20 protein-coding genes and 2 pseudogenes are annotated in these 25,373 nt (G+C 63.6%); 8 read left to right on the top strand and 14 right to left on the bottom strand.

Features of this window, described 5'->3' with window-relative positions; all coding sequences use genetic code 11:
• Nucleotides 1–15: 15 nt before the first annotated feature.
• The 4 genes from BLW22_RS09705 to BLW22_RS09690 all read right to left on the bottom strand — a co-directional run bounded on the left by BLW22_RS09705 (nt 16) and on the right by BLW22_RS09690 (nt 3,804).
• On the bottom strand, nt 16–645 hold the full coding sequence (locus BLW22_RS09705; protein WP_065923948.1) for a TetR/AcrR family transcriptional regulator: 630 nt from the start codon (nt 643–645) through the stop codon (nt 16–18).
• Between the two features lie 15 nt (nt 646–660).
• Complete coding sequence (gene feaR / locus BLW22_RS09700) at nt 661–1,623, bottom strand: transcriptional regulator FeaR (RefSeq protein ID WP_027603480.1); 963 nt, start codon at nt 1,621–1,623, stop codon at nt 661–663.
• Nucleotides 1,624–1,739: 116 nt separating this feature from the next.
• On the bottom strand, nt 1,740–2,360 hold the full coding sequence (locus BLW22_RS09695; RefSeq protein ID WP_065923947.1) for a DUF3156 family protein: 621 nt from the start codon (nt 2,358–2,360) through the stop codon (nt 1,740–1,742).
• Nucleotides 2,305–3,804 (bottom strand): APC family permease, encoded by a 1,500-nt coding sequence (locus BLW22_RS09690; RefSeq protein WP_074845891.1) that lies wholly within the window; start codon nt 3,802–3,804, stop codon nt 2,305–2,307. Before BLW22_RS09690 ends, BLW22_RS09695 begins: the two co-directional genes overlap by 56 nt.
• 291 nt (nt 3,805–4,095) lie before the next feature.
• On the opposite strand from BLW22_RS09690, the gene BLW22_RS09685 reads away from it, so the two are divergent.
• Nucleotides 4,096–5,424 carry an alginate export family protein gene (locus BLW22_RS09685; RefSeq protein WP_065923945.1) on the top strand — a complete coding sequence of 443 codons (1,329 nt, stop codon included), beginning with the start codon at nt 4,096–4,098 and terminating at the stop codon, nt 5,422–5,424.
• 45 nt (nt 5,425–5,469) lie between these two features.
• Here BLW22_RS09685 and BLW22_RS35930 read toward each other — a convergent pair.
• Nucleotides 5,470–5,751: pseudogene (locus BLW22_RS35930) on the bottom strand (methyl-accepting chemotaxis protein); the annotation flags it as partial.
• A 15-nt stretch (nt 5,752–5,766) separates the two neighbouring features.
• Nucleotides 5,767–6,009, bottom strand: a pseudogene (locus BLW22_RS35925) (PAS domain-containing protein); the annotation flags it as partial.
• A 684-nt stretch (nt 6,010–6,693) separates the two neighbouring features.
• Between BLW22_RS35925 and BLW22_RS09675 the strand changes: the two are divergent.
• The 4 genes from BLW22_RS09675 (at nt 6,694) to BLW22_RS09660 (ending at nt 11,012) form a co-directional block, all read left to right on the top strand.
• On the top strand, nt 6,694–7,671 hold the full coding sequence (locus BLW22_RS09675) for a helix-turn-helix transcriptional regulator (protein WP_065923943.1): 978 nt from the start codon (nt 6,694–6,696) through the stop codon (nt 7,669–7,671).
• 132 nt (nt 7,672–7,803) lie between these two features.
• Nucleotides 7,804–8,685 carry a transporter gene (locus BLW22_RS09670; RefSeq protein ID WP_141691232.1) on the top strand — a complete coding sequence of 294 codons (882 nt, stop codon included), beginning with the start codon at nt 7,804–7,806 and terminating at the stop codon, nt 8,683–8,685.
• 22 nt (nt 8,686–8,707) lie between these two features.
• Nucleotides 8,708–9,871, top strand: coding sequence for an MFS transporter (locus tag BLW22_RS09665; protein WP_074845887.1), 1,164 nt, complete (start codon nt 8,708–8,710; stop codon nt 9,869–9,871).
• 34 nt (nt 9,872–9,905) lie between these two features.
• Nucleotides 9,906–11,012 (top strand): class II histone deacetylase, encoded by a 1,107-nt coding sequence (locus BLW22_RS09660; protein WP_074845884.1) that lies wholly within the window; start codon nt 9,906–9,908, stop codon nt 11,010–11,012.
• 50 nt (nt 11,013–11,062) lie between these two features.
• Here BLW22_RS09660 and BLW22_RS09655 read toward each other — a convergent pair whose 3' ends face one another.
• Both BLW22_RS09655 and BLW22_RS09650 read right to left on the bottom strand, forming a co-directional pair.
• Nucleotides 11,063–11,995, bottom strand: coding sequence for a p-hydroxyphenylacetate 3-hydroxylase reductase component (locus tag BLW22_RS09655; RefSeq protein WP_065923940.1), 933 nt, complete (start codon nt 11,993–11,995; stop codon nt 11,063–11,065).
• A gap of 56 nt (nt 11,996–12,051) precedes the next feature.
• Complete coding sequence (locus BLW22_RS09650; RefSeq protein ID WP_074845880.1) at nt 12,052–13,221, bottom strand: p-hydroxyphenylacetate 3-hydroxylase oxygenase component; 1,170 nt, start codon at nt 13,219–13,221, stop codon at nt 12,052–12,054.
• Nucleotides 13,222–13,484: 263 nt separating this feature from the next.
• Here BLW22_RS09650 and BLW22_RS09645 point away from each other — a divergent pair, with 263 nt between their 5' ends.
• From BLW22_RS09645 to BLW22_RS09635, 3 genes are all read left to right on the top strand, one after another.
• Nucleotides 13,485–14,972, top strand: coding sequence for an aldehyde dehydrogenase family protein (locus BLW22_RS09645; RefSeq protein WP_074845877.1), 1,488 nt, complete (start codon nt 13,485–13,487; stop codon nt 14,970–14,972).
• A gap of 137 nt (nt 14,973–15,109) precedes the next feature.
• Complete coding sequence (locus tag BLW22_RS09640) at nt 15,110–16,171, top strand: aromatic ring-hydroxylating oxygenase subunit alpha (RefSeq protein ID WP_065948005.1); 1,062 nt, start codon at nt 15,110–15,112, stop codon at nt 16,169–16,171.
• 29 nt (nt 16,172–16,200) lie between these two features.
• Entirely contained in the window at nt 16,201–17,151 is a 951-nt protein-coding gene (locus BLW22_RS09635; RefSeq protein WP_065923937.1) for a PDR/VanB family oxidoreductase, read from the top strand.
• A gap of 6 nt (nt 17,152–17,157) precedes the next feature.
• Here the strand turns inward: BLW22_RS09635 and BLW22_RS09630 are convergent, their stop codons facing one another.
• From BLW22_RS09630 to BLW22_RS09605, 6 genes are all read right to left on the bottom strand, one after another.
• Nucleotides 17,158–17,871 (bottom strand): GntR family transcriptional regulator, encoded by a 714-nt coding sequence (locus BLW22_RS09630; RefSeq protein ID WP_065939635.1) that lies wholly within the window; start codon nt 17,869–17,871, stop codon nt 17,158–17,160.
• A 67-nt stretch (nt 17,872–17,938) separates the two neighbouring features.
• Nucleotides 17,939–19,681 (bottom strand): acyl-CoA dehydrogenase, encoded by a 1,743-nt coding sequence (locus tag BLW22_RS09625; RefSeq protein WP_074845874.1) that lies wholly within the window; start codon nt 19,679–19,681, stop codon nt 17,939–17,941.
• A 29-nt stretch (nt 19,682–19,710) separates the two neighbouring features.
• Nucleotides 19,711–20,952, bottom strand: coding sequence for a thiolase family protein (locus BLW22_RS09620; RefSeq protein WP_065923934.1), 1,242 nt, complete (start codon nt 20,950–20,952; stop codon nt 19,711–19,713).
• Nucleotides 20,949–22,823: a feruloyl-CoA synthase gene (locus BLW22_RS09615; RefSeq protein ID WP_065923933.1), complete on the bottom strand. Its 1,875-nt coding sequence runs from the start codon at nt 22,821–22,823 to the stop codon at nt 20,949–20,951. Before BLW22_RS09615 ends, BLW22_RS09620 begins: the two co-directional genes overlap by 4 nt.
• Before the next feature lie 62 nt (nt 22,824–22,885).
• Nucleotides 22,886–24,334, bottom strand: a complete 1,449-nt coding sequence (locus tag BLW22_RS09610; protein ID WP_053139707.1) for an aldehyde dehydrogenase — start codon at nt 24,332–24,334, stop codon at nt 22,886–22,888.
• Between the two features lie 76 nt (nt 24,335–24,410).
• Nucleotides 24,411–25,241 carry a p-hydroxycinnamoyl CoA hydratase/lyase gene (locus BLW22_RS09605; protein WP_065923932.1) on the bottom strand — a complete coding sequence of 277 codons (831 nt, stop codon included), beginning with the start codon at nt 25,239–25,241 and terminating at the stop codon, nt 24,411–24,413.
• Nucleotides 25,242–25,373: the final 132 nt, after the last annotated feature.

Below are 25,373 nucleotides of genomic sequence, written 5' to 3'. Positions count from 1 at the left end.
GGGATGTAAACCGGATCAAATCTGGGAGGGGCGGTGTATCCGTTGAATAGCGCTCGCCCCTTCAAGCAGCGACAGTGAATCACTGAACACCCGCGACAACGCCGCAAGCCGCTTGACGTAACCCTGGGGCGTCGAATAGATCAGCTCCACATGCAGGCTGTCGACGATACCCAGGTAAGCGTCACAAAACACCTCGAGCGCCTCGGGCCGTACCATCCTGTATCGTCCTTGCGCGGCACGCTGGAAATCCTCGCGAATGCTCGCCAGGTACCCCTCAAATCCTGCCGTAATCACGCTGCGAATATCCGCCGGCGGAAAGTAGGCCGTGCGCAACAGGAAGCGCAGGTGCGCCGACCCCGCATAGCGCCCGCGCAACCGCTCAAGGTGCAATTGCCCAGGCACGCCAGGGTGCCCGGCCTCTTCCTTGAAGCACTGCGCGATGTACTGATGTTCATGGGCCAGGGCAATCTCGAAGACCGTCTGAAACAGCGCGTCCTTGCTGACAAAGTGCGCGTACAGCGAGGCCTTGCGCATGCCCGCCCCGACCGCGATTTCGTTCAGCGATGAAGCGTCGTAGCCGTAAGCGGCAAAGTGTTCGACCGCGACTGCGCAAATGTTATGGGCCGACAGGGTGAGCGGTTTCATTGATCCATCGATACCCTATGCCGCACCGACCGCTTGCTGCAGATGAGTGGAACGAAAATCCTTGGGCGACAGCTCGAATTGCTTCTTGAACGAGCGGCTGAAGTGCGCAGAATCGGTGAAGCCCCACTTGTAGGCAATCGAGGTGATCGACTCGCTCTTGAGGAACGGGTTGGTCAAGTCGTCCGCGCTGCGCTTGAGCCGCGCACGCTGGATGTAGCGGCAGACGCTGTCGTCCTGTTCTTCAAACAAGCGGTACAAATGCCGCACCGAGATGTTCAGACGGCTGGCCAGGCCTACCGGGCTCAGGCCGGGTTGGGTCAGGGACTCGTCGATGACTTTCTGCACATAACTGCGCAGGTTGCTGCCCTGCAAGGACACGCCGCTGTCGCCTGGGGCGTCATGCAGTTCAAAGGCTGACCCGAGCAGGGAGACAAACGCCGCTTGCAGCGCCTCGGCCTCTTCAATCGAATCCTGACCCTCCAGGCCCTCGCGGCACAGCTGGTCCATCAACACGTGGAGCATGCGCCCGCAGGCCTTGCTCGAAGAGATCTTGCCGAAGGTTTTCGAGGCGCTGCCCAGCTGCTTGCACACTTCATTGCGCGAGAGTGACAGCGAGGCATGTTCGATAAGGCCAAACGGGCTGATCTCGATCGAACCCGTGGAGTCCATCAGCAGCATATCGCCGGGGGCCAATTGAATGACCTGGCCGTTCTGGGTGATCTGGCAATAGCCACTGCGCTGGCTGACCAGGAAGCAATGCTGGTCCATATCGTGATCGGCATTGGGCCGCTCGCGTTTGATCAGGCCGGCGTTGGTGCGCAGGTTGGCCAGTGACAGGCCGCCCCGGGAGTGCTTGGACACCTCACCGATGAACAGTGAGCGGTTGAAGGCCAGTTCCGTGTCGAAATGGCCGCAGGCCGCTCGCAGATCCCGAGTCCAGGTTTCCAACCCATAGTGCGCAGACTGATAGGTGCTCATGGCATCTCCACAATGGTTTCTTGTTTTTGTCGGCCAATAGTTAACATGTTATCTATATAGGCGCAACAAGTACGTGATACCGACTGTAGAAGCACTAATGATGCCAATTGCTCGACTCAGAGCGCGCCCAATACCCGCTGCAAACCCGCCAGTACCGTGAGCAGCCCGGCCCGCTGCGCGCCGCTCAAGGGGATGTAGCGCCGGAACGCCGGCATGCGGTTGACCACCTCGCTGCCGCCCATGTGTTCAAGCCGTACGTGCCATTGCTGCCCGCTCAAATCGAGGTGCAGGCGCTTGAAGTCCAGCCCCATCAACGCTTGATGCAGGTCGGGGTCATCGTTCAAGGCCGCCTGGAGCCTGGCCAGCAAATCCGGCGCTCCCGCCCGTTGCCGGCAGGCCAGCCCCGTGCGCCGGATCGACCCGCTGTGGTGCAGTTCAAAGCGCGCACTGCCCTGCTCTGAGGCGGGCACCGTGAACCTGAATTCGGTCATCACCAGGTGCATCAGCAATTGCGCTTCGGTGCGCTCGGCCACGTCGACCTGAAGGCCGATGTCGTCCAGGCAAAACCTTGCCTGGGCAGGCCCCGTCGAGGTGAAACTCGCCAGCCCGAGGTTGCGCCGCACGTACTCAAGCGTGACCCCAGGCCGGTAACCGGACGGGGCCCGTTGGGCGCTGAACAGCTCAGACAGCTTTTGCAGCCTGCTCGAGATAAGGGTTGTGAGGGTTGCCAGGCTCATGGGAAAACTCCTTGGCCAGCACTTCTTCTACCGAAGCCGGCTTGAATGGATTGACCTTCTGTACCACCAGTGTCCAGAACAGCGCATATGAAGCCGTGATCCCGAGCATCACCCCGAACGGCACATAAATGTCCGCAGGGTTCATGCCCGGCGGGGTAATGAACCACATGCCCAGCAAGATGCCGACGCTGGAAAGGATCTGTGGCAACGGGAAGAATGGCGAGCGATAGGCCCGTGGCAGGTCCGGACGACGAATGCGCAGGATCACCACCGACAGCGTCACCAGCAGATAAGAGAAACTCCACGCACACACCGCCGCCAGCACCAGGTGCATGATGTTGTCGGTGTTGCCGCCCAACCACAGGGCATACAGGCACGGAATCAGCATCGCCGCCAGGATGCACAGCAGCGGCGTCTTGAAGCGCGGGTGCAAATAAGTGAAGACCTTGGGCAACGCGCCGTCCACCGCCATGCCGTAGAGAATCCTCGGCACACCCGCCATCAGCGTATTGATGGTGGCGGCACCGGCGAACAGGAAACCGATCCCCAGCCACAACGGGCCAATATCGCCCATGACCTGCTGGGCAAAGCGTGGGATCGCCATGGGCGTGTCGAGCAGGTGCACGCCGGTGGCGGCATCCAGCACCACGTTTTCCACCTGGCGCTTCATCGCCGCGCCATAGATGAACATGCAGATCGCCACGCTCAACAAGCCGAAAATCATGGCCTTGGGCATGACCTTGGCCGAGTTGCGCAGGTCAGGGGCCAACGGCGTGACGAACTCGCAACCGACGAACATGAACATGGCCATGCCCACCAGCGACAGAATGGTGACCAGGTCGGTACCCACCAGCGATACGCCGAACCAGCCCTCCAGCTGCACCGCCGGGGCCGCGATCAGGCCGAGCACGCCGAACACCATCAGGGTGGTCCACATGCCGAAAGTCAGGATGATCTCGGCCCTGCCGAAGGCGCTGACGCCAAAGGCATTGAGAACACCGAACACCACGACAAACCCCACTCCCAGCAACCAGGAGCCGCCGGCGGACTCCGCCAGGGTGTTGAGGTGTTCGAAGTTCACCAGGGCCATGACCCCGGACAGAATCGTCTCGGCGGTGCCGGCGAACACGTGCACGATCAGGTACGCCGACAGGGTGCCGGTGATCGCAAAGAAACGGCCCATGCCGCAATTGATGTAGTCGTAGACCGAGCCGGTGGTCGGCAGGATCGACGCGGCCTCGGCAAAGGTGGTTGCCTGGGCCAGCATCATCACCACCGCAATCAGCATGGCCACCGCGAAGGCGCTGCCGCCGATACCGAAGCCCATGGTCGCGGTGAGAATCACCGGGCTGGCCATGATCAGGCCAATGGTGCTGGCCAGCGCGGTCGGAAACCCGACGCTGCCGCGTTTCAAATGCTGTGTAAGTCGGTCATTGATCGACATGGTGCGGATCCTCGAAAGCGGATTTCTGAGTGGATGCATCGAGCCGTTCAAGGAGCCGGCGATAAAGCCCTCCCCAGCCAGTCCCTGATCGAAACGGCATCGTGCGCAAAATCACTGTGCACTTCCCGAGCACCGAGCGTCTTGCCCATGTCTGCCGTGGCTTTTGTTGCTGCCTGCCAAGGCATACGGCTTGGCGGGCAGGATCAATTGCGTGGCACGCAGGTGAAAGACTTCCTCCGCCTGGGGTCATCTTAATGCGCCCTCGACCTAACCATGCTGGGGACTATAACAATGGAGCACACCTTGAAAATACGCACGCAATCCTTGGCCGTCGGCCTGGGTATCGCGCTGTTGATCGGCCATTCACCGGCCCAGGCCTATGAGCTATACGCCGACGAGGACACCCACCTGAATGCGGACTTCCTGGCGGTCTACGGCCTGTTCAACAGCCGTCACAACTACGACGGCACAGCGGGCGGCTCGACCTGGCGCGAGGGTTTCATCAAGTACGGGGTGAGCGGCGACCAGGGCCTGGCCGGGCACGGCACCGCGTATGGCGCGCTCAATTGGGTCAGTTCCGGCACCTGGGGCGACGGCGATGCGGCGGGCAACACCGATGGCAGCGAACGCACCACCAAAATCGAAGACGCCTACCTGGGATGGCGCTCGGCCGACCTGTTTCCGGCGCTGGGCAAGGACGGTGTGGATTTTTCCCTCGGGCGCCAGGTGGTCAAGATCGGCCGGGGGTTCCTGATCAACGACGACGGCCCCAACCTCGGCAAAGGCCCGGCTGACGGTGCGCTGAACCGTGGCGGCGCCTATTACCTCGCGGCACGCCACGCCTTCGACCGCACGGCGGTGCTGCGCCTGGGCGGGCAAGAGGGCCTGCACGGCTCGGTGCTGTGGCTCAAGTCGGACAACCGCGCCCAGGCCGAAACCGAACTGGCGGCGGGCACCCTCGACTACACGGCCGCCGCCGGCACGCTGGGGCTGACCTGGGTCCACGGCATGAACGTCACCGACCAGTGGGCCAGCGACTTCCAGAAACAGCGCGAGGGCCTGGACACTTACAGCGTGCGCGGCGAAGGCAGCGCCGGTATCGACAACGCCAGCTTCGCCTTCGAATACGCCTGGCAAGACAAGGACGCGGGGCCGGAAAAAGCCTGGTACGCCGAGGCCGGCTACACCTTCGCCGATGTCGGTTGGTCGCCAAAAGTGACCTACCGCTACACGCGCTACTCGCAAAAATGGGACCCGCTGTTCACCGGGCTCAGCACCGGCTATGGCACCTGGTTCCAGGGTGAAGTCGCCTCCAACTATGCCGGCCCGTTCAACAGCAATACCGGCATCCATCACGTCGGCCTCAAGGCGACGCCCCTGGAGAACCTGACGGTCGGCGCGCTGTACTTCGACTTCAATACCCTGCGCAAACACGACGCGCTGAACCTCGACGCCCGGGAGCTGGACCTGTACGCCGAATGGGCGGTCAACAGCCACCTGATCATCAGCCCGCTGGTGGGCATCTACCAACCCAAAAAGGATGCCGACTCCGGCGGTAACCAAGTGGGTGGCAACGGCACCAACCTCTACAGCCAGTTGACGGTGGCCGTGCCCTTCTGACCGGCCTCAGGAGCTGCGCAACGCAGCTCCCTCCTAGCGTTCGTGCTGATGCAGCATCGTCTGGATCTGATGGGTCGCCTGACGGGTGTTTTCCGCCAGCTTGCGCACCTCATCGGCCACCACCGAGAACCCGCGCCCGACCTCGCCGGCCCTGGCCGCTTCAATGGCGGCGTTCAAGGCCAGCAGGTTGGTCTGGTCGGCAATGCCCTTGATCACACTCACCACCGTGGCGATCTGGCCGTAGGTGGCCTGATTGTGTGCGAGCAGCTGTTGATGGGTGGTCTTCGCCGACTGCTCGTCGCTGATATCGCGTACCGCGCCGATCACCCGCGTCAAACGCCCCTGGGCATCGCGCACCGCTCGCCCACGCTCGCGGCACCAGATGTAGTCACGGGTCTTGTGGCGCATCCGGTATTCAAACACGTACTCACCGCTGCCCTGGGGCGCAAGGATTTCCCGATCGAAGATCGCCATGATCTTCGGCAGGTCATCGGGGTGGGTGATGCTGACCTGCGCGTCCCAGCCATCGGGCAGCTCATGGGGCGCGTAGCCCAGGAGCAGACGGAACTGATTGAAAATCCGCATGCGACTGGCGGGATCCTGCACGTCACCGTTGACCACGGTGATGTCCCAGCAGCCTTCGGTCATGGTGCAGAGCAGCAGCTCCCAGATCTGCGTCTCGTGTTGATGCGCAAGGGCGCGCTGCGCATGCTCACGCAACTCGGCTTCCAGCGCCTGTTCACGCTGCCCGGCCTGCTCCAGTTGCCGGCGAAGCACGGCAAGTGCCTGTTCGCTGCGCGCCCCTTCGGCAGCCTGATCGCGGGCTGATTCCTCGAGCAACAGCAACTGCCGCGCAGCCCGCGCACGTTGTGTGGCGAGTTGCTCCAGGTCGGCCTGCACCGACGGATAAGCGTGCAGTGCCTGGGTTCCCAACACCTCTCCCGCCAGCAGTTGCTTGAGGACGGCGGCAAGGTCCTGCATCGGCTGTTTTTTCTTGAAGAACATCGGCCTGGCCCTTTCTGATCGAGTCGAAACCCCGGATCTGATCGCAAACCGAGCGTGATTGCTTGTACGAGCCTGCAAGGCCTTTGCGCGTGGCTGCCATCCAAAAAAACCCTGCGTCGGGCGCTATCGTGCATCTGTAGGATGGTGATCGGCTTTCAACCCGTCGATACTTGTCTCCAGGCCCTGCCCACGTCAAAACGACGTTCCGGCCCTTAATGACTTCGTGACGAAAACAATAAAAATGTCGCACAGAGGTACATACGAATGAGCCGTCATGATCATGGTCACGCCAGCCTGCTGGAGGCATTCAGCGCGATGACACTGGAGCTCCAACGCCTGGCGCAGGACAAAGACATAGAACACTTCCACGAAGCGGCGCTGAGCTGCATCCGCCAACTACTGCCCTTCGACAGCGCCTGGTGGGGCCGGGCTGCGCTGATTGACGGCCTGCCGGAAGAACACAGCTCCTACCTCTACAACCTGCCCCGCAGCTACCTGGCCGATTGGCAATCGATTCGTCATATCGATGTGACCATCGCCAGGGTCAACGACGTGCCGGGGCAGGCGGTCATCGTCGACATGCGCAACCCCGCCAACGGCCCGGGGCTCAACTGGCTCGGCTCGTGCTACGCGATCGGTGAATTGCTGTGCGTCGTGTACATCGACCCGCAAACCCACCTCAGCGATCACCTCACGCTCTACCGGGCGCCCGACGCCCCACGCTTTACCGAGCAGGACTGCCTGCTGCTGAACAACCTCATGCGGCACCTGGTGGCGGCGGTCTCGGCCAATCAGATTCGTACCCTGGTCGCCATGCGCGAAGCCCTCACCCACCCGCGCAATCTCGCACTTGCCGTGTGCGACCAGCGCGGCACCCTGCACTGTACGGAACGTGGCTTCGTCGACTTGCTGCTGAGCGAATGGCCGGACTGGACCGGCCCTTGCCTGCCGGTCGCGATGGACGCCGGGGGCTATGACGGCAAGCACCTGCAGGTCGAGGCCTCGACGGTCGGCGACCTGCTCCTGCTGGCCGCCCGCAGCCGTACGGTGCTGATGCAACTGAGCCCTCGGGAGAATGCGGTGGCCCAGGGTTTCGGCGAAGGCAAGACCTACAAGGAAGTCGCCCGCGACCTGGGCATGTCGCCCAATACCGTGCGCCATCACATCCGCGCCATCTACAGCAAACTCGGGGTCAAGGACAAAGCCCGAATCGCCCATTTGCTGCACGCCCCGCCTGATTGATCTGCACCACTGACCCGCGCTGACTTTTTCGCTGTCGTTTTGACGGCCACGGGACACCTTTGCGCTTTTTTTGTCCCCTCTGCCACCCACGGGCGAGCCGTTCGCCACACAACACCTCAAAGAAGAGATGCCATGCCCATGATCCACACCTTCACCCGCACCACCACACTGGCCCTGCTCGGCGGCCTGTCGAGCCTGCACGCCAGTGCGGCCGACCTCAACGCCCGGGACTTTTTCGGCGCCCCCTCGGGTACCAGCCTGGGCGTGCTGTACCTGCCGGCAAGCCGCGCCAGTGACTTCCACGGCCCGGCCGACAGCACCGGCAAGGCCGACCTGAAGGTTAACGCCGTGGCGTACCGCCAAGTGTTCTTCACCGACCTCTGCGGCACCCTCTGTACCCCACAGTTCATCGTGCCTTTCGCCGACATCAACGCCCGCCTGCCGGGTGCCGGCCAACGCAGCGCAGAAAGCGGTTTCGGTGATCCCCAGGTCGGCGGCACGGTGTTTTTCATCAACGATCCGGCCTCGCGCACCTACAGCGGCCTACTGACCCTGATCACCCTGCCTGTGGGCGAATACCACGGTAACAATCCCGATGTATCCCCCGGTGCCAATCGCTGGGGTACCACCTTCGTTTACAACTACACCCAGGGCATCGGTGAAAAATGGGTGCTGGAAGCCAACCTCGAAGCCCAACTCTATGGCAAGAACGACGACTACTTCGGCAGCGACCTGAAACAGGACCCGCTGTACCGCCTGCAAGCCTTCGCCTCCTACGACTTCACACCCAGCACCTACGGCGCACTGCGACTGATCCACGCCGATGGTGGCGAATTGCGGATCAATGACCAGCGCATCGACAACACCCACAAGCGCTACACCCAGGTGGGCTTCGAGGTTGGTCACTGGCTGGATAAACAGAACCAGTTGATGTTCGGCCTCTCGCAGAACGTCGCCACCGACAACGGCTATCACGGTACCGACGCGCTGCTGCGCCTGGTCCATGTGTTCTGAACCCCCTCATCGGAGCTTGCCCATGAACACCCAGACCCAACCGCTGACCGATGAACGCGCCCGCGCCTCATCCCCATTGGCATTGCTGGCCGCCATTGTGCTGTTCGCTGCCATCACCCCGACCATTCTGATGACCGCACCGGCCGTGGCTGCGCAACTGGCGACGCAATGGCAATTGAGCCCGTCACAGATCGGGGACCTGTTCTCCACCGAACTCGGCGCCATGAGCCTGGCCACCCTGCCCGCACTGTGGTGGCTCAAGCGTGTCGACTGGCGCCGCGCCGCCTTGCTGGCCGGGTTGCTGTTCATCGCCGCCAACCTGCTTTCAATGCTGGCCCACGACTACCCGATACTCCTGGCACTGCGCTTTTGCAGCGCCCTGGCCGGTGGCTCGTTGATGATCATCTGCCTGTCCAGCGCGGCCTCCACGGCCAATCCCGGGCGTGTCTACGGGTTATGGGTGATGGGGCAACTGGTGGTCGGGGCAATCGGTCTGAGCATCCTGCCCCGGCTGTTCGAGCACTACGGGCTGTCAGCCTGCTACCTGATCCTCGCCGCCTTGATGACGCTCTTTCTGCCCCTGGCACGGCACTTTCCCCAGGGCAGCCCGGCGCCTGAAAAAGCCGCCGAGCGCATCGCCCTCGCCTCCCGGTGGAAAGCCGCACTGGGCATTCTGGGCCTGCTGAGTTTCTACGTCAGCCTGAGCGGTGTCTGGACCTTTATCGGTTCCATCAGCAGCCATGCCGGCCTCTCTGCCGAGGCCAGTGGCGAGATTCTGGCGCTCGCCACGGTGATGGGCATCGTCGGGGCCGGTTGTACCTCGCTGATCGGCGACCGTCTGCCACGCCTGTTGCTGTTACTGCTGGGGTACGCGTTGATGGCAGGCGCCGTGCTGTTGCTGCTGGGCCAGCCCGACATGCTGCGTTTTGCCTTGGCGGCGCTGCTTTTCAAGTTCACCTGGACCTTCATCCTGCCGCTGGTCCTGGCCTGCCTGGCCGACCTCGACCGCTCCGGAAAATTGATGAACACCTCCAACCTGGTGATCGGTGGCGGCCTGGCCATCGGCCCGACCGTGGCTGGCCGGATGATCGAAGCCAGCGGCGGCTTCCAATCACTGCTGATCGCAGGGGCGTGCATCACCGTGCTGTCCCTGGTGTTGATGCTGAGCAGCCGCCCGAATGCCTGACGGGCCCTTTTACCCCAACGAAAATGGAAAGACGATGAGCCGAAAAAGTGCATTTTTCTTCGACGAACTCAGCCTCTGGCACAGCGCCGGGTTGCACGCCTTGACCTTACCGGTGGGCGGGTGGGTGCAGCCGCCTGCCGCCGCCGGCCACGCCGAGTCACCGGAAACCAAGCGTCGCTTGAAGAGCCTGCTGGACGTTTCCGGTCTGACCCGCCACTTACAGGTGCGCAGTGCCAACGCGGCCACCGATGAAGACCTGCTGCGGGTGCACACGCCCAACTACCTGCAACGCTTCAAGGCGATGAGCGATGCCGGGGGCGGCGAATTGGGCCCCCACGCGCCCATCGGGCCAGGCAGTTATGAAATAGCCAGGCTCTCCGCCGGGCTGGCCATGGCAGCAGTGGATGCGGTGCTGTCCGGCGAAGTCGACAATGCCTATTCTCTGTCACGCCCACCCGGTCACCACTGCCTCGCCGACAACGCCATGGGCTTCTGCTTCCTGGCCAACATCGCCATCGCCATCGAAGCCGCAAAAGCCCGGCGTGGCCTGGGCAACGTCGCGGTGATCGACTGGGACGTGCACCACGGCAACGGCACCCAATCGATCTTCGAAGAACGCGGCGACGTGCTGACGATTTCCCTGCATCAGGACGGCTGTTTCCCGGCAGGTTACAGCGGTGAAGCCGATCGCGGGCGCGGCGCGGGGCTGGGTGCGAACATCAATATCCCGCTGCCTCCCGGCAGCGGTCATGAGGCGTATCTGCACGCGATGGAGCGTATCGTGATTCCGGCGCTGGAGCGCTTCGAGCCGGAATTGATCATCGTCGCCTGCGGCTACGACGCCAACGCGGTCGACCCACTGGCGCGAATGCTGTTGCACAGTGACTCGTTCCGGCACATGACCCGTCTTGTACGCCAAGCAGCCGAACGCCTGTGCCAGGGCCGCCTGGTGCTGGTGCACGAAGGCGGCTACTCCGAAGCCTATGTACCGTTTTGCGGGTTGGCGGCCATTGAGGAATTGGTGGGTGTCAGGACGCAGGTCGGTGACCCGATGCTGGAGTTTGTGCAGTTGCAGCAACCGAACGCGGCGCTGGCGGCGTTTCAGTTACGCTTGATCGATGAGTTGGCCGAAGCCCGCTGAGCGTGACGCAAAAAAATCCGATGTCGTTGCCGGCATCGGATTTTGAGCAATCAGCAGTGGCTGATCAGTCCCTTCAACACCGTCTTGAAGGTGTCGATCTGGTCCTGGCTGAACTCGGCGAACACCTTGTCCTGCTGTTCCCGCGCGATGGCCCAGAGGTCTTCGGTCTGTTCAATGCCCGCAGCGGTCAGGCGTACGCCGTGTTCATCATCGTCGACCAGCCCCTTGCGCTTGAGGTTGGCCACGGCGTCGTCGATTTCCCGCACCGGCATCGCCACTTCCCGCAGCAGGTCGCCAGCGCTCAGGCGGGCATCGTTCTCCAGCACCATCAGCATCCGCGCCTCGCTGGTGCGCAGGCCGGTGGACAGTTGCCGGGGCTGGTAGCTGGACTGGTAGGCGCGTACCGCCTGGGTCATCAGGTAATACAGGTTATGGTTCAGGCGCCCCTGGAAGTGGCTGCTCGGCGGTTGGCTTTCGTCGCGCCTGGTCATGCGCGTATGGGGCAGGACCATGGAGTAGGCGCCCTGGTGGTAGAGCAGCGGCGAGCGCCCGAAATCGTCGAAGGCCACCACCTTGCCGATCATGATCCAGTGATCGCCGCCATCCACCTGCTGGTATTTCTCGCAGTGAAAACGTGCCGCACAATCGGCGAACACCGGCGCCCCGCCCTCCCCCGGTTCATAGGCGATCTCGGCGAAGCGGTCGTCCTTGGGCCGGGCAAAATTGTTCGACAGGTCGATCTGGTCCGCCGCCAGCACGTTGACCGCGAAGTGGCTGGCCTCCTCGAATACCCCGTGGCTGCTGGAGCGTTTGTCGATGCTCCACAGCACCAGTGGTGGGTCCAGGGACACCGAGTTGAAGCTATTGGCGGTAACGCCCACCTTGCGGCCGGAGGCGTCGGCGGCGGTGACCACGGTCACGCCCGTGGCAAAGTTGCCCAGGGCCCGGCGAAAAGCGCGTGGGTCGAAGGTCGATTCAGACATGCAAGACTCCCGGGCTGCGTCAGGCGCAGCCCTGATTGTTGTTTTCAAAAGCAGCTTCAGATCATGCTCGGATCGGGCTCCAGGCCCATCAACTCGCGGCCGAGGATCTGTGCACAGACGTCGTAGTCGGTGTAGGCATGGGCGCCGGTCATGTGCGAGTCGCGGAACAGGCGCTGCATCTCGTTGTGCTCGAACCAGGCGTTGCCGCCGGCGGCTTCGAACAGACGGTCCACTGCCTGGATGCACATCTTGGTCGCGTAGGCCTGGTTGGTGCGCCAGAACGCCAGGGTCTCGCGGCTGGGGTAGCGCTGCTGCTCACTGTGTTCGGCGTGTTCGTCCCAGGTTTTCTCGAGGAAGGCGCGCGCGGCGGCCACCTGGTGCGTCGACTCGGCCAGGCGCATCAACGCCGGGGTCGCGGCACCGACTGCCGCGCCGGTGTAGGCGCGCACGCGGGTCCTGGTCTTTTCGCGGAACACCTCCAGCATTCGCTCGGCGACGCCCAGGCTGACGGTGGAAAAGCCACTGGCAAAATAAGGCCGGTACGGTGAGTAGAAAATCTTGCTGTCGGGGTACAGCCCAAAGCCGGCGGACTTGCCTTCCATCATGTCCTTGGCTTTCTGGATGCGGTGTTCCGGCACCCAGGCCTTGTCGATGATCAAGGTCTTGGTGCCGCTACCTTTCATGCCGGCGGCAAACCAGTCATCGCGGATCTGGTAGTCACTGCGCGGCAGCACCGCGAAGCAGTAATCCTGGGTGCCCTGGGCGTTGTTGCGGCGGAAACCCACGATCGCCCAATCGGCGTGATCACAGCCGCTGCTCCAGCCCATTTCTCCGCTGAACAGCACGCCGCCCTCGACTTCCTCGGTGCGCCCGAACGGCGCGATGCTGCTGCTCGCAGTGGCATCCGGGTCAGCGCCCCAGACCTCCTGCTGCAGTTGGGCCGAGAACAGTGCCAATTGATGGCTGTGGGTACACAACAGGCTCATGGCCCAGGCCGTGCTGGCGCATGCCCCGGCGAGCAAGGCGATGCAGTCGGCAAACTGCGGCAGCGACAACTCCATGCCGCCGAACACTTTCGGCTGAAACACACGGTGCATGCCGATGCTCTTGAGCAGCGCAATATTCTCGGCGGGCACTTGGCGGTCCTGCTCGGCCACGAAGGCATTGGCGGCGATGGTCGGCAGGATGGACTTGAGGTCTTCAAGGAGCGGGTTTGGCTTTTTCATGGATGGCCCTGCTTATTATTGGATGTCCGGGCAGCGCCAGAAATCAAGGCGTGGCGCCGGATGCAGGGCCAGTATGGAGCGTGCCTTCCTGGCAGGACATGCACCTTCCAGAGTCAAGATTGTACTTTTCAAAGGCTCAGGCTGATCCGCCGCGTACAGGCGCTGGCAGCCACAGACATGCCACTGGGCAGCCACAGTCAAGCCCGTTCCGGCCACGGGGATTAACCTCGGGCTTTTCAATCTCTGCCACCAGGAAAAACCCCATGAGCGATATTCCACTGCTGCCCCAGGTTGAAGCCTTCCTCCGTCGAACCCATGGGTTGTTCATTGACGGTGGCTACGTCGAGAGCCATTCCAGCCAGCGGTTGGAGGTGATCAACCCGGCCACCGGCCAGGTCATCGCCGATGTCGCCGACGCCGACCCGGCCGACATTGACGCGGCCGTGGCGTCGGCGAGCCGAGGCTTCAAGCAGTGGTCGCAGGTCGCACCGGCAGTGCGCGGCAACGTGCTGTTCAAACTGGCCGATCTGCTGGAGCAACACCGCGAAGAACTGGCACAGATCGAAACCTGCCAGTCGGGCAAGATCATCCAGATTTCCCGCGCCTTCGAAGTCGACCAGGCCGCGCACTTCCTGCGTTACTACGCCGGCTGGGCCACCAAGATCAGCGGCCAGACCATCACTCCGTCGCTGCCCTCCTTCGCCGGCGAGCGCTACACCGCGTTCACCCTGCGCGAGCCGGTCGGAGTGGTGGTCGGCATCGTGCCGTGGAATTTCTCGACCATGATCGCCATCTGGAAACTCGCCTCGGCGCTGGTAACCGGTTGCAGCATCATCATCAAGCCCAGCGAGTTCACGCCGCTGACCATCCTGCGCATCGCCGAACTGGCGATTGCCGCCGGCCTTCCCGCCGGTGCGCTGAACGTCTTGACCGGCGGCGGCAGCGTAGGCAAAGGCCTGATCGAACACCCCGGCACCGACAAAGTGTCGTTCACCGGCTCCGTGCCGACCGGAATTGCGGTGGGCCAGAGTGCCATGGGCGCCGGGCTGACCCGGGCCACCCTTGAGCTGGGCGGCAAGAACTCGGCCGGGTTCCTGCCCGATGTGGACCTGGACAAGGCCGTCAACGGCATCATCGAAGCGGGCTTTTTGCACTCCGGGCAAATCTGCGCCGCCGCCGAACGCTTCTTTGTGCATCGTTCGCAGATCGAAACGGTGATGGGCAAACTGGCCCAGCGCCTGAGCACGCTGAACATCGGCTCGCCTCTGGACGAGCGCACCGAATTCGGCCCGGTCACCAACCGCCAGCACCAGCTCAAACTCGGCGAGTTCTTCACCAAGGCCCGCGCCGAAAACAACCGCATCATTCACGGTGGCAACCTGATCGACCGTCCTGGCTGTTACGTCGAACCGACGATAATCCTCGCCAACAGCGTCGACGACACCCTGCTCAACGAGGAGACCTTCGGCCCCATTGCCACGTTCTTGCCGTACGACAGCGAAGAAGAACTGCTGGCCTTGATGAACAACACACCCTACGGCTTGAGCGCCAGCCTGTGGACCAACGACCTCAGCAAAGCCTTGCGCATGGTGCCCGCCATCGAGGCCGGCACGGTGTGGGTGAACATGCACACGATGCTGGACCCGGCGGTGCCGTTTGGCGGCAACAAATCCTCGGGGATAGGCCGGGAGTTCGGCAGTGCGTTCATCGATGACTACACCGAGCTGAAGTCGGTGATGATTCGCTACTGAACCCAATCAGTGGATCCACTGACATATAATAGTCCGATAATCGCCCAATAAAACAACCATACAAGATTGACTCTCCATCATGCCGGTCATTTAATGGATCCATTAAATAAAAACAATCCGCCGCCTGGAGAGTCATCATGTACCCGAAGAACACATGGTATGTCGCCTGCACCCCCGATGAAATCGCGCACAAGCCACTCGGTCGACAGATCTGTGGCGAAAAGATGGTGTTTTATCGTGGCCAGGAAGGCGCCGTGGTGGCGGTCGAGGACTTCTGCCCCCATCGCGGCGCGCCGCTTTCACTGGGGTATGTCGAGAACGGCAACCTGGTCTGCGGCTACCACGGCCTGGTCATGGGCGGCGACGGCAAGACCGTGGAAATGCCCGGCCAGCGGGTACGTGGTTTTCCCTGCAACAAGACCTTTGCCGCCGTTGAACGCTACGGCTTCATCTGGGTATGGCCCGGCGATCAGAGCCAGGCCGACCCGGCGCTGATCCATCATCTGGAATGGGCCGTGAGTGACCAGTGGGCCTATGGCGGCGGGCTGTTCGATATCCAGTGCGACTACCGCCTGATGATCGACAACCTGATGGACCTGACCCACGAAACCTATGTGCATGCCTCCAGCATCGGCCAGAAGGAAATCGACGAAGCCCCGCCCGTGACCACGGTGGACGGCGATGAAGTGGTCACCGCCCGGCACATGGAAAACATCATGGCCCCGCCGTTCTGGCGCATGGCCCTGCGCGGCAATAACCTTGCCGATGACGTGCCGGTGGACCGCTGGCAGATCTGCCGCTTCACCCCGCCCAGCCATGTGCTCATCGAAGTCGGCGTGGCCCACGCCGGCAAAGGTGGCTATAACGCCGCCCCCGAACACAAGGCCGCGAGCATCGTGGTCGACTTCATCACCCCGCAAACCGACACTTCGATCTGGTACTTCTGGGGCATGGCGCGCAACTTCAACCCCCACGATGAGGCACTGACCGCAAGCATTCGCGAGGGCCAGGGCAAGATTTTCAGCGAGGACCTGGAGATGCTCGAACGCCAGCAACAGAACCTGCTGGCCCATCCGCAGCGCAACCTGCTCAAGTTGAATATCGACGCGGGTGGCGTGCAATCGCGCAAGATCCTGGAGCGACTGATTGCCAAGGAACGCGCCCTCGAACCGCAACTGATCGCCACCACCACCGCCTGAACAGCGCGACAACTTTGCGAGGACTGAACATGATCGATGTGGTGGTGGTATCCCGTAACAACGAAGCCCAGGACATTTGCAGCTATGAACTGGCCAGTGTCGATGGCCAGCCGCTGCCGGCCTTCAGTGCCGGCGCGCATATTGACCTGCACCTGCCCGATGGGGTGATCCGGCAATATTCCCTGTGCAATCACCCCGAGGAACGTCATCGCTACCTGATCGGCGTGCTCAAGGACCCGGCCTCCCGGGGCGGCTCGCGCAGCCTGCACGAGCAGGTCCACGAGGGCACCCGCCTGACCATCAGCGAGCCACGCAACCTGTTTCCCCTGGTCCACGACGCGCGTCGCAGCCTGCTGTTTGCCGGTGGCATCGGCATCACCCCGATCCTGTGCATGGCTGAGCGCCTGGCCCATGCGGGAGCCGACTTCGAACTGCATTACTGCGCCCGCGCCAGTGAGCGCGCGGCATTTGTGCAGCGGCTCAAGGCGTCGCCGTTTGCCGAGCGGGTGTTCCTGCATTTCGATGAGCAGCCGCACACCGCGTTGAACATCGCCGAAGTGCTGGCGGCGCCTGCCGATGACGTGCACCTGTATGTCTGCGGTCCTGGCGGGTTCATGCAGCATGTACTCGACAGCGCACGCGCACAGGGCTGGCAGGAAGACTGCCTGCACCGCGAATACTTCAGCGCGGCACCGGTGGACAGCAGCCTCGACGGCGGCTTTTCGGTAAAGCTCGGCAGCAGCGGCCAGGTCTTCGAAATCCCCGCCGACAAGACCGTGGTCCAGGTCTTGGAAAGCCATGGCATCGAGATTGCCGTGTCCTGCGAACAAGGGATTTGCGGCACCTGCCTGACCCGTGTGCTGGAGGGCATACCGGAGCACCGCGACCTGTTCCTCACCGAACAGGAACAGGCCCTGAATGACCAGTTCACCCCCTGCTGCTCGCGCTCGAAAACCCCGCTGCTGGTACTCGATATCTGACAGGGTTCACGACGCGGGCAAAATCACCTTCATGCGCGCAGCGGCGGTGGCTGAACTGAAGATCTCGGCATAGCGCAACGTCGCATTGGCGTGCTCGCGCATGATGGCTTCGGCCCGCGCGCCCTGGCGATTGACCAGGGCATCGAAAACCGAATGATGCTGCATGTGGGCATAGTTGAAGCGTCGGTACTCGCGGGCCATGTCCTCGCGATCCACCGCCAGCGCCGTCACCGAGGCGAACGGCAGGTGATCATTGCGGGCCAGCGCGTCGGCGATCGCCGGGTTGTGGCTGCCTTCGACGATGACCTGGTGAAAGCGCATGTTCAGGTCGTGATAGACCTCAAGGTCATCCTCGGTCACATAGCCCTTTTCGAACAGTTGATCGCCTTCCACCAGGCAGCGCTCCAGCGCCGCACGCGCCGCGTCGGATAAACCAAGCTCGGCGGTCTGACGCGCTGCCAGGCCCTCAAGCACGCCGCGCACTTCGACGGCGCCGGCAATGTCGCTGGGGCTGACCGAACGCACCTGATAGCCGCGCCCGCCAAACGGCACCAGCAGTCCTTCCTGTTCGAGGGTACGAAAGGCCATGCGCACCGGCATGCGCGACACGCCGAACAGCTGCGCCGTGGGAATCTCCATCAGCCGCTCGCCCGCCGCCAACTCCCCGCTGGCAATCATCTTGCGCAGTGCAACCAGCACCAATTGACCGGGTTTACTCATCCAGGCAACTTCCAGAAAACGTGAGCCGCCATGGTACCGCAAGTAGTACCGCAAGCACCTGGCCGCGTCAGATGAACGCCAGCGCTGCCCGTGCCCCGTCTATGGCGCCCAGGTGCTGGGCCAGCCGCGACGGCAGGTAATCGAAAAAGAACCCGGCGCTTTGCAGCTTGGCGGCACGCAGCGGATCGTCTTCGCGCAGGGCCCTGGAGACCCGCGCGGCCCGCGCCCAGGCAAAGGCCAGCAACGCGACGCCACAGAGCTGGAGGAAATCCGGCGCCGCCCGATAGGGGTATTCACTGTCCTCGTGGGTGCGTTCACGAATGGCGTGCACCACACTGGCCAACGCGTCGCACAGGCTGGCCAACGCAGCGGAAAAGCCTGCGCATTCCTCATACTGCGCGCCCTGCCCGGCCTCGGCGCGCAACTCGGCCAGCAGCAGGCCAAAGGCTCGCCCCTCATCCCCCAGCACCTTGCGCAGCAACAGGTCATTGGCCTGGATCTCGTTACTGCCCTCGTAGATCATCGCGATGCGACTGTCGCGCAGGGTTTGCTCGATGGCGAACTCGGTGACGTAGCCGTAACCGCCGAACACCTGCAGCCCATGGCTGGCCTGGCGAAAGCCCTGTTCGGTGAAAAACGCCTTGATGATGGGCGTCAGCAGCGGCGCCAAGCGGGCGGCCGACGAGTCCTGGTCATGCTCGGCCTGATCAAGCAGGTGCGCCGCCCAATAGCCGATGGCGCGCATGCCCTCGCTGGTCGTGCGCAGCTCCAGCAACACGCGGCGCATGGCCGGGTGATAACGGATCGGGTCAGCCGCCTGGGCGACCACCTCTTCCGGCCGGCATGGCGCACGCATCTGCAAGCGCTCGGCGGCGTACTGGCGGGCGTTCTGCCAGGCCGCCTCGACATGCCCCAGGCCTTGCAGGCCCACATGCAGGCGCGCCGAATTCATCATCACGAACATCGCAGCCAGGCCGCGATGGGCCTCGCCGATCAGCCAGCCCTGGGCGGCGTCGAACACCAGGGAACAGGTGGCGCTGCCCTTGATGCCCATCTTGTGTTCGATGCCGTCGCAGTGCACGCCATTGGCCTGGCCATCGTCCAGTTGCTTGGGCACCAGGAACAGTGAAATACCACGGCTGCCCGGCGGCGCATCGGGCAGGCGCGCCAGCACCAGGTGCAGGATATTCGCCGTGAGGTCATGCTCGCCGCCGGAGATAAACAGCTTGCTGCCGCTGAGGCGATAACTGCCATCCGCCTGGGGCTGCGCGCGACAGCGCAGCAAGCCGACATCGCTGCCGGCCTGGGACTCGGTCAGGCACATGGTAGGCAAGGCCTGGCCACTGACAATGTCGGGCAGGTAGCGCGCCTGCAACCAAGGAGCGGCGTGGGTCTTGAGGCACAGGTAGGCGCCGTGGGCGATGCCGGTGTACATGGCCCAGCCGTGGTTGCTGGCATAGAGCATCTCTTGCAGCGCCGCATCGAGCAGTTGCGGCAAGCCCTGGCCGCCGTGTACCTCGGCACACGCCAGCGCCGGCCAGCCCCCTTCGACATAGGCGCGATAGGCCTCGACGAAGCCGTCCGGGGTGCTGACCCGGCCCGCCTGCCAGCGGCAGCCCTGGCGATCACCGCTGCTATTCAACGGCGCCAGCACGCCCTGACTGAAGCGTGCCGCCTCCTCCAGCACCTGTACCGCCAGCGGCAGGTCCAGGGCCGCGAATGCCGGGTGGCGCTGCCAGGTATCGGGCGCCTGCAGCCAGTGCTCCAGGACAAATTGCATATCGCCCAGGGGCGCCTCATAGCTCCACATCGGGACACCTCATCGACTAAGAAAAACCATCAAGCGCGGTAAGCAGGGTTCTCGATCAGCAACGCCATGCCCTGCCCGCCGCCCACGCACGCTGCGGCAATCCCGTAGCGCAGGTTGTGCTGGCGCAGTTGCCGGGCCAGGGTCATCACCAGGCGCAGGCCGGTAGCGGCCAGGGGATGCCCCAGGGCAAGCGAGCCGCCCTGGACGTTGAGGCGGGTGCTGTCCAGGTCCAGTTCATGGGCCACCGCCAGTACCTGGGCGGCCTGGGCTTCGTTGATCTCGAAGCGGCCGATGTCACTCAGGTTCAAGCCGCTGCGTTGCAGCAGCAGGCGGATCGCCGGTGCCGGGCCGATGCCCATGAACTCGGGGGCCACGCCGACCACCGCGCTGGCCAGCAGCCGCGCCAGGGCCGGACGTGTGCAGGCCGAGGCACGCCCCACCAAAGCCGCCGCCGCGCCATCGACCACCGCGCAACTGTTGCCGGCGGTTTGCACGCCGCCTGGATGCACGGCGCGCAAGCGTGCCAGGGCATCAAGGTCGGTGGGACGTGGGTGGCTGTCGGCGCTGACGGCACTCGCCCGACGCGCCAGGCTGATGCCCCTGGGCTGGTACCCCTCAAGCTCGAACACCTGGTTATCGACCGTGACGATTTCTTCCGCCCACGCGCCGTCACATTGCGCTTGCAAGGCGCGCTGATGGCTGTCGCAGGCGTGGCGGTCCACGGCCTTGCGGCTCAGGCCATAACGGCGCGCCAGGTTGTCGGCGGTGGCGATCATGTCCAGGCCGGGGGCCGGGTCGTACAGGGCCTCCCAGAGAAAATCCTTGAATTGCACTTCGCCGCCGAGTCGAAATCCATCCCGATGGGTGTAGGCCGCAATCGGATTGCGCGACATGGATTCACTGGCCACGCACAGGGCCAGTTGCACCTCGTCGCGCAGTTGTTCAGCGGCCTGGCGCAGCAGCTCGAAACCGGTGGCGCAGATGCGCTGCACCCCCAGTGCCGGGACTGCTTGCGCCACCCCGCTGTACAGGCCGATATGCCGTGGCAGCAAGTAGGCATCGAAACTGGCCTGGGCCATGGAGCCGGCCAGCACGCTGTCCACCGCCAGGGGGTCGATGCCGGCCCGGGCCAACACTTCACGGCCGACCTTGATGCCCAGATCGATGGGCGACACCTGGGACAGTGCGCCGCCAAGGTCGACCCACGGCGTGCGCACCGCCTCGAAAATCACCGCATCGGCAAACGCCGAGTACTGCCCGGCGCTGTTCAAGGCTTGGGCCCGGCGCGCAGGATCGCAGGGTCTTCACCGCGATACAGCGCCTCGACCCTGGCCGCGCGCCATTGCAGCACGGCGCGCTGGTTGATCGAGCCTTTGTCGGTGATTTCCCCGCGATCGATGGACGCTGGCTCGTCGAGCAGGGCAATCCATTCCAGGCGACTGGCATTGCCGGTGGCCTCGCGGTTGAGGCGCTGCAACCAGTCGCCGAACCACTGGCGTACCGGCGCGCTGGCCAGCACCTCAGCGTCGCTGGCGTCGGCACTCAAGCCGGCCAGCCGACGGCACTCGTAGAGCCGGGGGAATACCAGGGCGCCCAGGCATTCGCGGTCCGGCGCAGCAATCACCAGGTCTTGCACATAGGGCGCGCCATCGAGCACCGCGCGATTGCGCAACGGGCCGACACTGACAAACACCCCGGAAGACAACTTGAAATCCTCGGCGATGCGCCCGTCGAACATCAGCCCCAATTGCGGCTGGTGCGGGTCGGCGAGCTTGATCGCGTCACCTGAACAGTAGAAACCCTGGTCGTCGAACACCTCGGCGGTTTGCTCCGGCGCCCGCCAGTACCCCGGCATGATGTGCGGCCCGCGGAAGCGCCCTTCGAACTTGCCGTCCAACGGCACCAGGCGCACCTCGCAGCCGGGCGCAGGCAAGCCGATATAGCCGGCCATGGACAACGGCCCGGTGGTGAAGGTGCAGGACGGCGCGGCTTCGGTCATGCCCAGCCCGGCCATCATGCGGATACGTTCACCGCAGTGCTGTTCGGCCACGCGGTCGAGGCGATCCCAGATACTTTGCGACAGGCCGGCGGCGGCGAAGAAGAACAGTTTCATGCGCGCAAAAAAACGCTCGCGCAACTCGGCGTCCTGTTCCAGGGCGTTGACCAATTCTTCCCAGCCCTTGGGCACCGTCAGGTAGGCCGTGGGCGAGATGTCCTTGAGGTTGCGCAGGGTCTCGGCAAAGCCCTGGGCGGTCGGCTTGCCATCGTCGAGGTAAAACGTGCCGCCGTTGTAGAGCACAATGCCGACGTTATGGCTGCCACCGAAGGTGTGGTTCCATGGCAGCCAGTCCACCAGCACCGGCGGTTCCTCACCGAACACCGGAAATGTCTGCAACAGCATTTGCTGGTTGGCGCAGAGCATGCGCTGGGTGGTGACCACGGCCTTGGGCAATTTGGTCGAGCCCGAGGTGAAGAGAAACTTGGCGATGCTGTCGGGGCCGGTGGCCTGGAACGCCGCGTCGGCCTCGGCGCCGCCCGGCGTTTGCAGCAGGCTGGCGAAGCTGGCCTGAGTGCGCCCAGGCACGTGGCCGCGAACGCTGATCAGCGGGGTCTCGGCCGGCAGGACGGCGTCGATGGCACGCTGGTAAGCGGCCCCATCGCTGACGAACACCAGCCCCGGTTGCAGCAGGTCGCACACATGCCGCAGCTTGGCGAAATCCTGGGACAACAACGAATACGCCGGCGACACCGGGCAGTAGGGAATGCCGGCGTACATCGCGCCGAGGGCAACCTGCAAATGCTCGATGTCGTTGCCCGACAGCAACGCCAGCGGCTTATCCGCCGACAACCCGTAACGCAACAGGCCCTGGGCAATCGCACGCACGCTGTCGAGCATCTCGCGGTAGCTGACCCGGCGCCAATCACCACCGGCCTGGCGTGCCGCGATAAACGTCTGCTCGGGGCGCACCTGGGCCCAATGCACCAGGCGATCGAGCAGGCGCGCCGGCAACTCGGCCAGGGGCTCCAGGGAGCGCATATGCAGCACGCCGTGTTCTTCAGTGACCGCCACCGCTGCGTGGCCAATGGAGACCTCGCGGTATCGCGGTGCGGGCTGGGGTTGCGGTCTGAATTCGGAACTCACAAGGGTGTCCTCCAGCAAGGCGGATCAACGCCGCCTTGTTATTGTTATGTCGCGACGCCTGCTCAGATCGGGTAATGCCGTGGCCCGTTCTGCAAGGTCACCCAGCGCAATTGCGTGAAGTGCTCGATCGAGGCCTTGCCGCCAAAGCTGCCGTAGCCGCTGGACTTGACCCCGCCAAACGGCATCTGCGCCTCGTCATGCACGGTCGGGCCATTGATATGGCAAATGCCCGACTCGACACGCTGGGCCAGGGCCAGTGCACGCCCGGTGTCACGGCTGAAGATCGCCGCCGAGAGGCCGAACTCGGAGTCGTTGGCCAGGCGCAGCAACGCTTCATCCCCGTCACCACGCAGCAGCACCGCCACCGGGCCGAAGGATTCTTCGCGGTACAGGCGCATATGCTCGGTAACGCCATCGATCAGAGTCGGCTGCAGGATGCTGCCGTCCAGTTGGCCACCCACCACCAGCCGCGCGCCCTTGGCGAGGGCATCGTCGATCAGGGCCTTGATGCGTGTGCCGGCGCCGGCATCCACCAGGGAACCCAGGACCGAATCCGCCGCCACGGGATCGCCCGCGCGCAGGGTCGCGACCTTGGCCGCGAGCTTGGCGGTGAAGGCATCGGCGACCTTGGCATCGACAATCAGGCGCTCGGTGGACATGCAAATCTGGCCCTGGTTGAAATAGGCGCCAAAGGCCGCCGCTGCCACCGCCGCGTCGAGGTCGGCGTCGTCGAGCACCAGCAACGGCGCCTTGCCGCCCAGTTCCAGCAACGCCGGCTTGAGGTGACGCGCCGAGAGCTCGCCGACAATCCGCCCCACATGGGTCGAGCCGGTGAAGTTGACCCGGCGCACGGCCGGGTTGGCGATCAGGCGCTCGACAATCGCAGCGGCATCCGCCGGGGCATTGCTGATGACATTGACCACGCCATCGCCCAGGCCGGCGTCCTGCAACACCTGGCCAATCAGGCGATGCACCGCCGGGCTCAGCTCCGAGGCCTTGAGCACCACGGTGTTGCCGCAGGCCAACGGCATGGCGATGGCACGTGTGGCGAGGATCACCGGGGCATTCCACGGCGCGATACCCAGCACCACGCCGCAAGGTTGACGCAAGGCCATGGCGAAACTGCCGGGGACATCGGAGGGGATCACTTCACCGGTGATCTGGGTGGTCATCGACGCCGCTTCGCGCAGCATATTGGCCGCCAGGCGCACGTTGAAGCCATACCAGTTGGCCATGGCGCCGGTCTCGCCGGCGGCGGCAATGAATTCGGCGCTGCGGGCCTGCAACTGCTCGGCTGCCTTGAGCAGCCGAGTGCGGCGTTCGTTGGGCGCCAGCGCCGCCCACGCGGGGAATGCGGCGTGGGCGGCCGCTACGGCGGCGTCGGCATCTTCCAGGGTGGCGGCAGCCACCCGCGAGACCACTTCACCGGTCACCGGGTTGCGGCGCTCGAAGGTTCGACCGTCACGGGCGGGGCACGACTGGCCGCCGATCAACAGGGGCACGTCCAGCATGGTGATTCCTCTTTATTGTCTTTATCGGGAATACGTTCAAGCAGGGTACAACGGCGCGGCCAGGCGGCCGCGCCCTTCAGCGTTTATACGCCTGCAGGCCAGGCTTGATGCTCTTGTCGTCGAGGAACTGCTTCATGCCCTGCTCGCGACCGCCTTCGGTGTCGAGCAGGCGCGACTGATCGAGCTTGGCGTAGAGGTAATCCTCGTTCTGCTCCCAGGTCAATTCGCGGCAGCGCTTGAAGCCATGCTTGGCGGCACGCAGCACCACCGGGTTTTTCTCCAGCAGGTTGCGCGCCAGTTCGATGGTCACGTCGCGCAGTTGAGCCAGCGGCACGCTTTCGTTGACCAGGCCCATTTCGGCGGCTTTCTGCCCGCCAAAGGTCTTGCCGGTCATGATGTAGTACAGCGATTGGCGATGGCCCACGGTGTCGGCCATGGCCTTGCTCACCAGGTTGCCCGGCGGGATGCCCCAGTTGATTTCCGAAAGGCCGAAGGTCGCTTCGTCCGCACAGATCGCCAGGTCGCAGGCCACCAGCGGGCTGAAGCCACCGCCGAAGCACCAGCCATTGACCATGGCGATGGTGGGTTTGGCGTACATGCGCAGCAGTTTCCATTGCCATTGCGAGGCTTCGCGGCGGATTTTTTCCTGGAGGATTTCCGGGCCGGCGTCCACCTCGCGAAAGTATTCCTTGAGGTCCATGCCGGCAGTCCAGGCTTCGCCGGCGCCGGTCAGCACCAGCACGCCGGCGGCAGGGTCCTGCTCGAGGGTTTCGAGAACGTCGATCATTTCCCGGTTCAGGGTCGGGCTCATGGCGTTGCGTTTTTCCGGACGATTGAGAATGACCCAGGCGATGCCTTCTTCGATCTCAACCTTGACAGTGGTCCAACGGCCTTCGTAATTGCTCATGGCGGTACGCTCTTGTTCTGGGTTTGAAGATGATTCGAAATTAAACCGCAAATATAGTTATGTCAATTAACTATTAATACGGATAACCAATATTTTTACGCGATGAAACCTGCGTTTTCCAGGCGTTGTGAA

This window comes from Pseudomonas marginalis (genome assembly GCF_900105325.1).
Taxonomy (GTDB): Bacteria; Pseudomonadota; Gammaproteobacteria; order Pseudomonadales; family Pseudomonadaceae; genus Aquipseudomonas; species Aquipseudomonas marginalis.
This window is presented reverse-complemented; position numbering and strand designations above follow the sequence as displayed.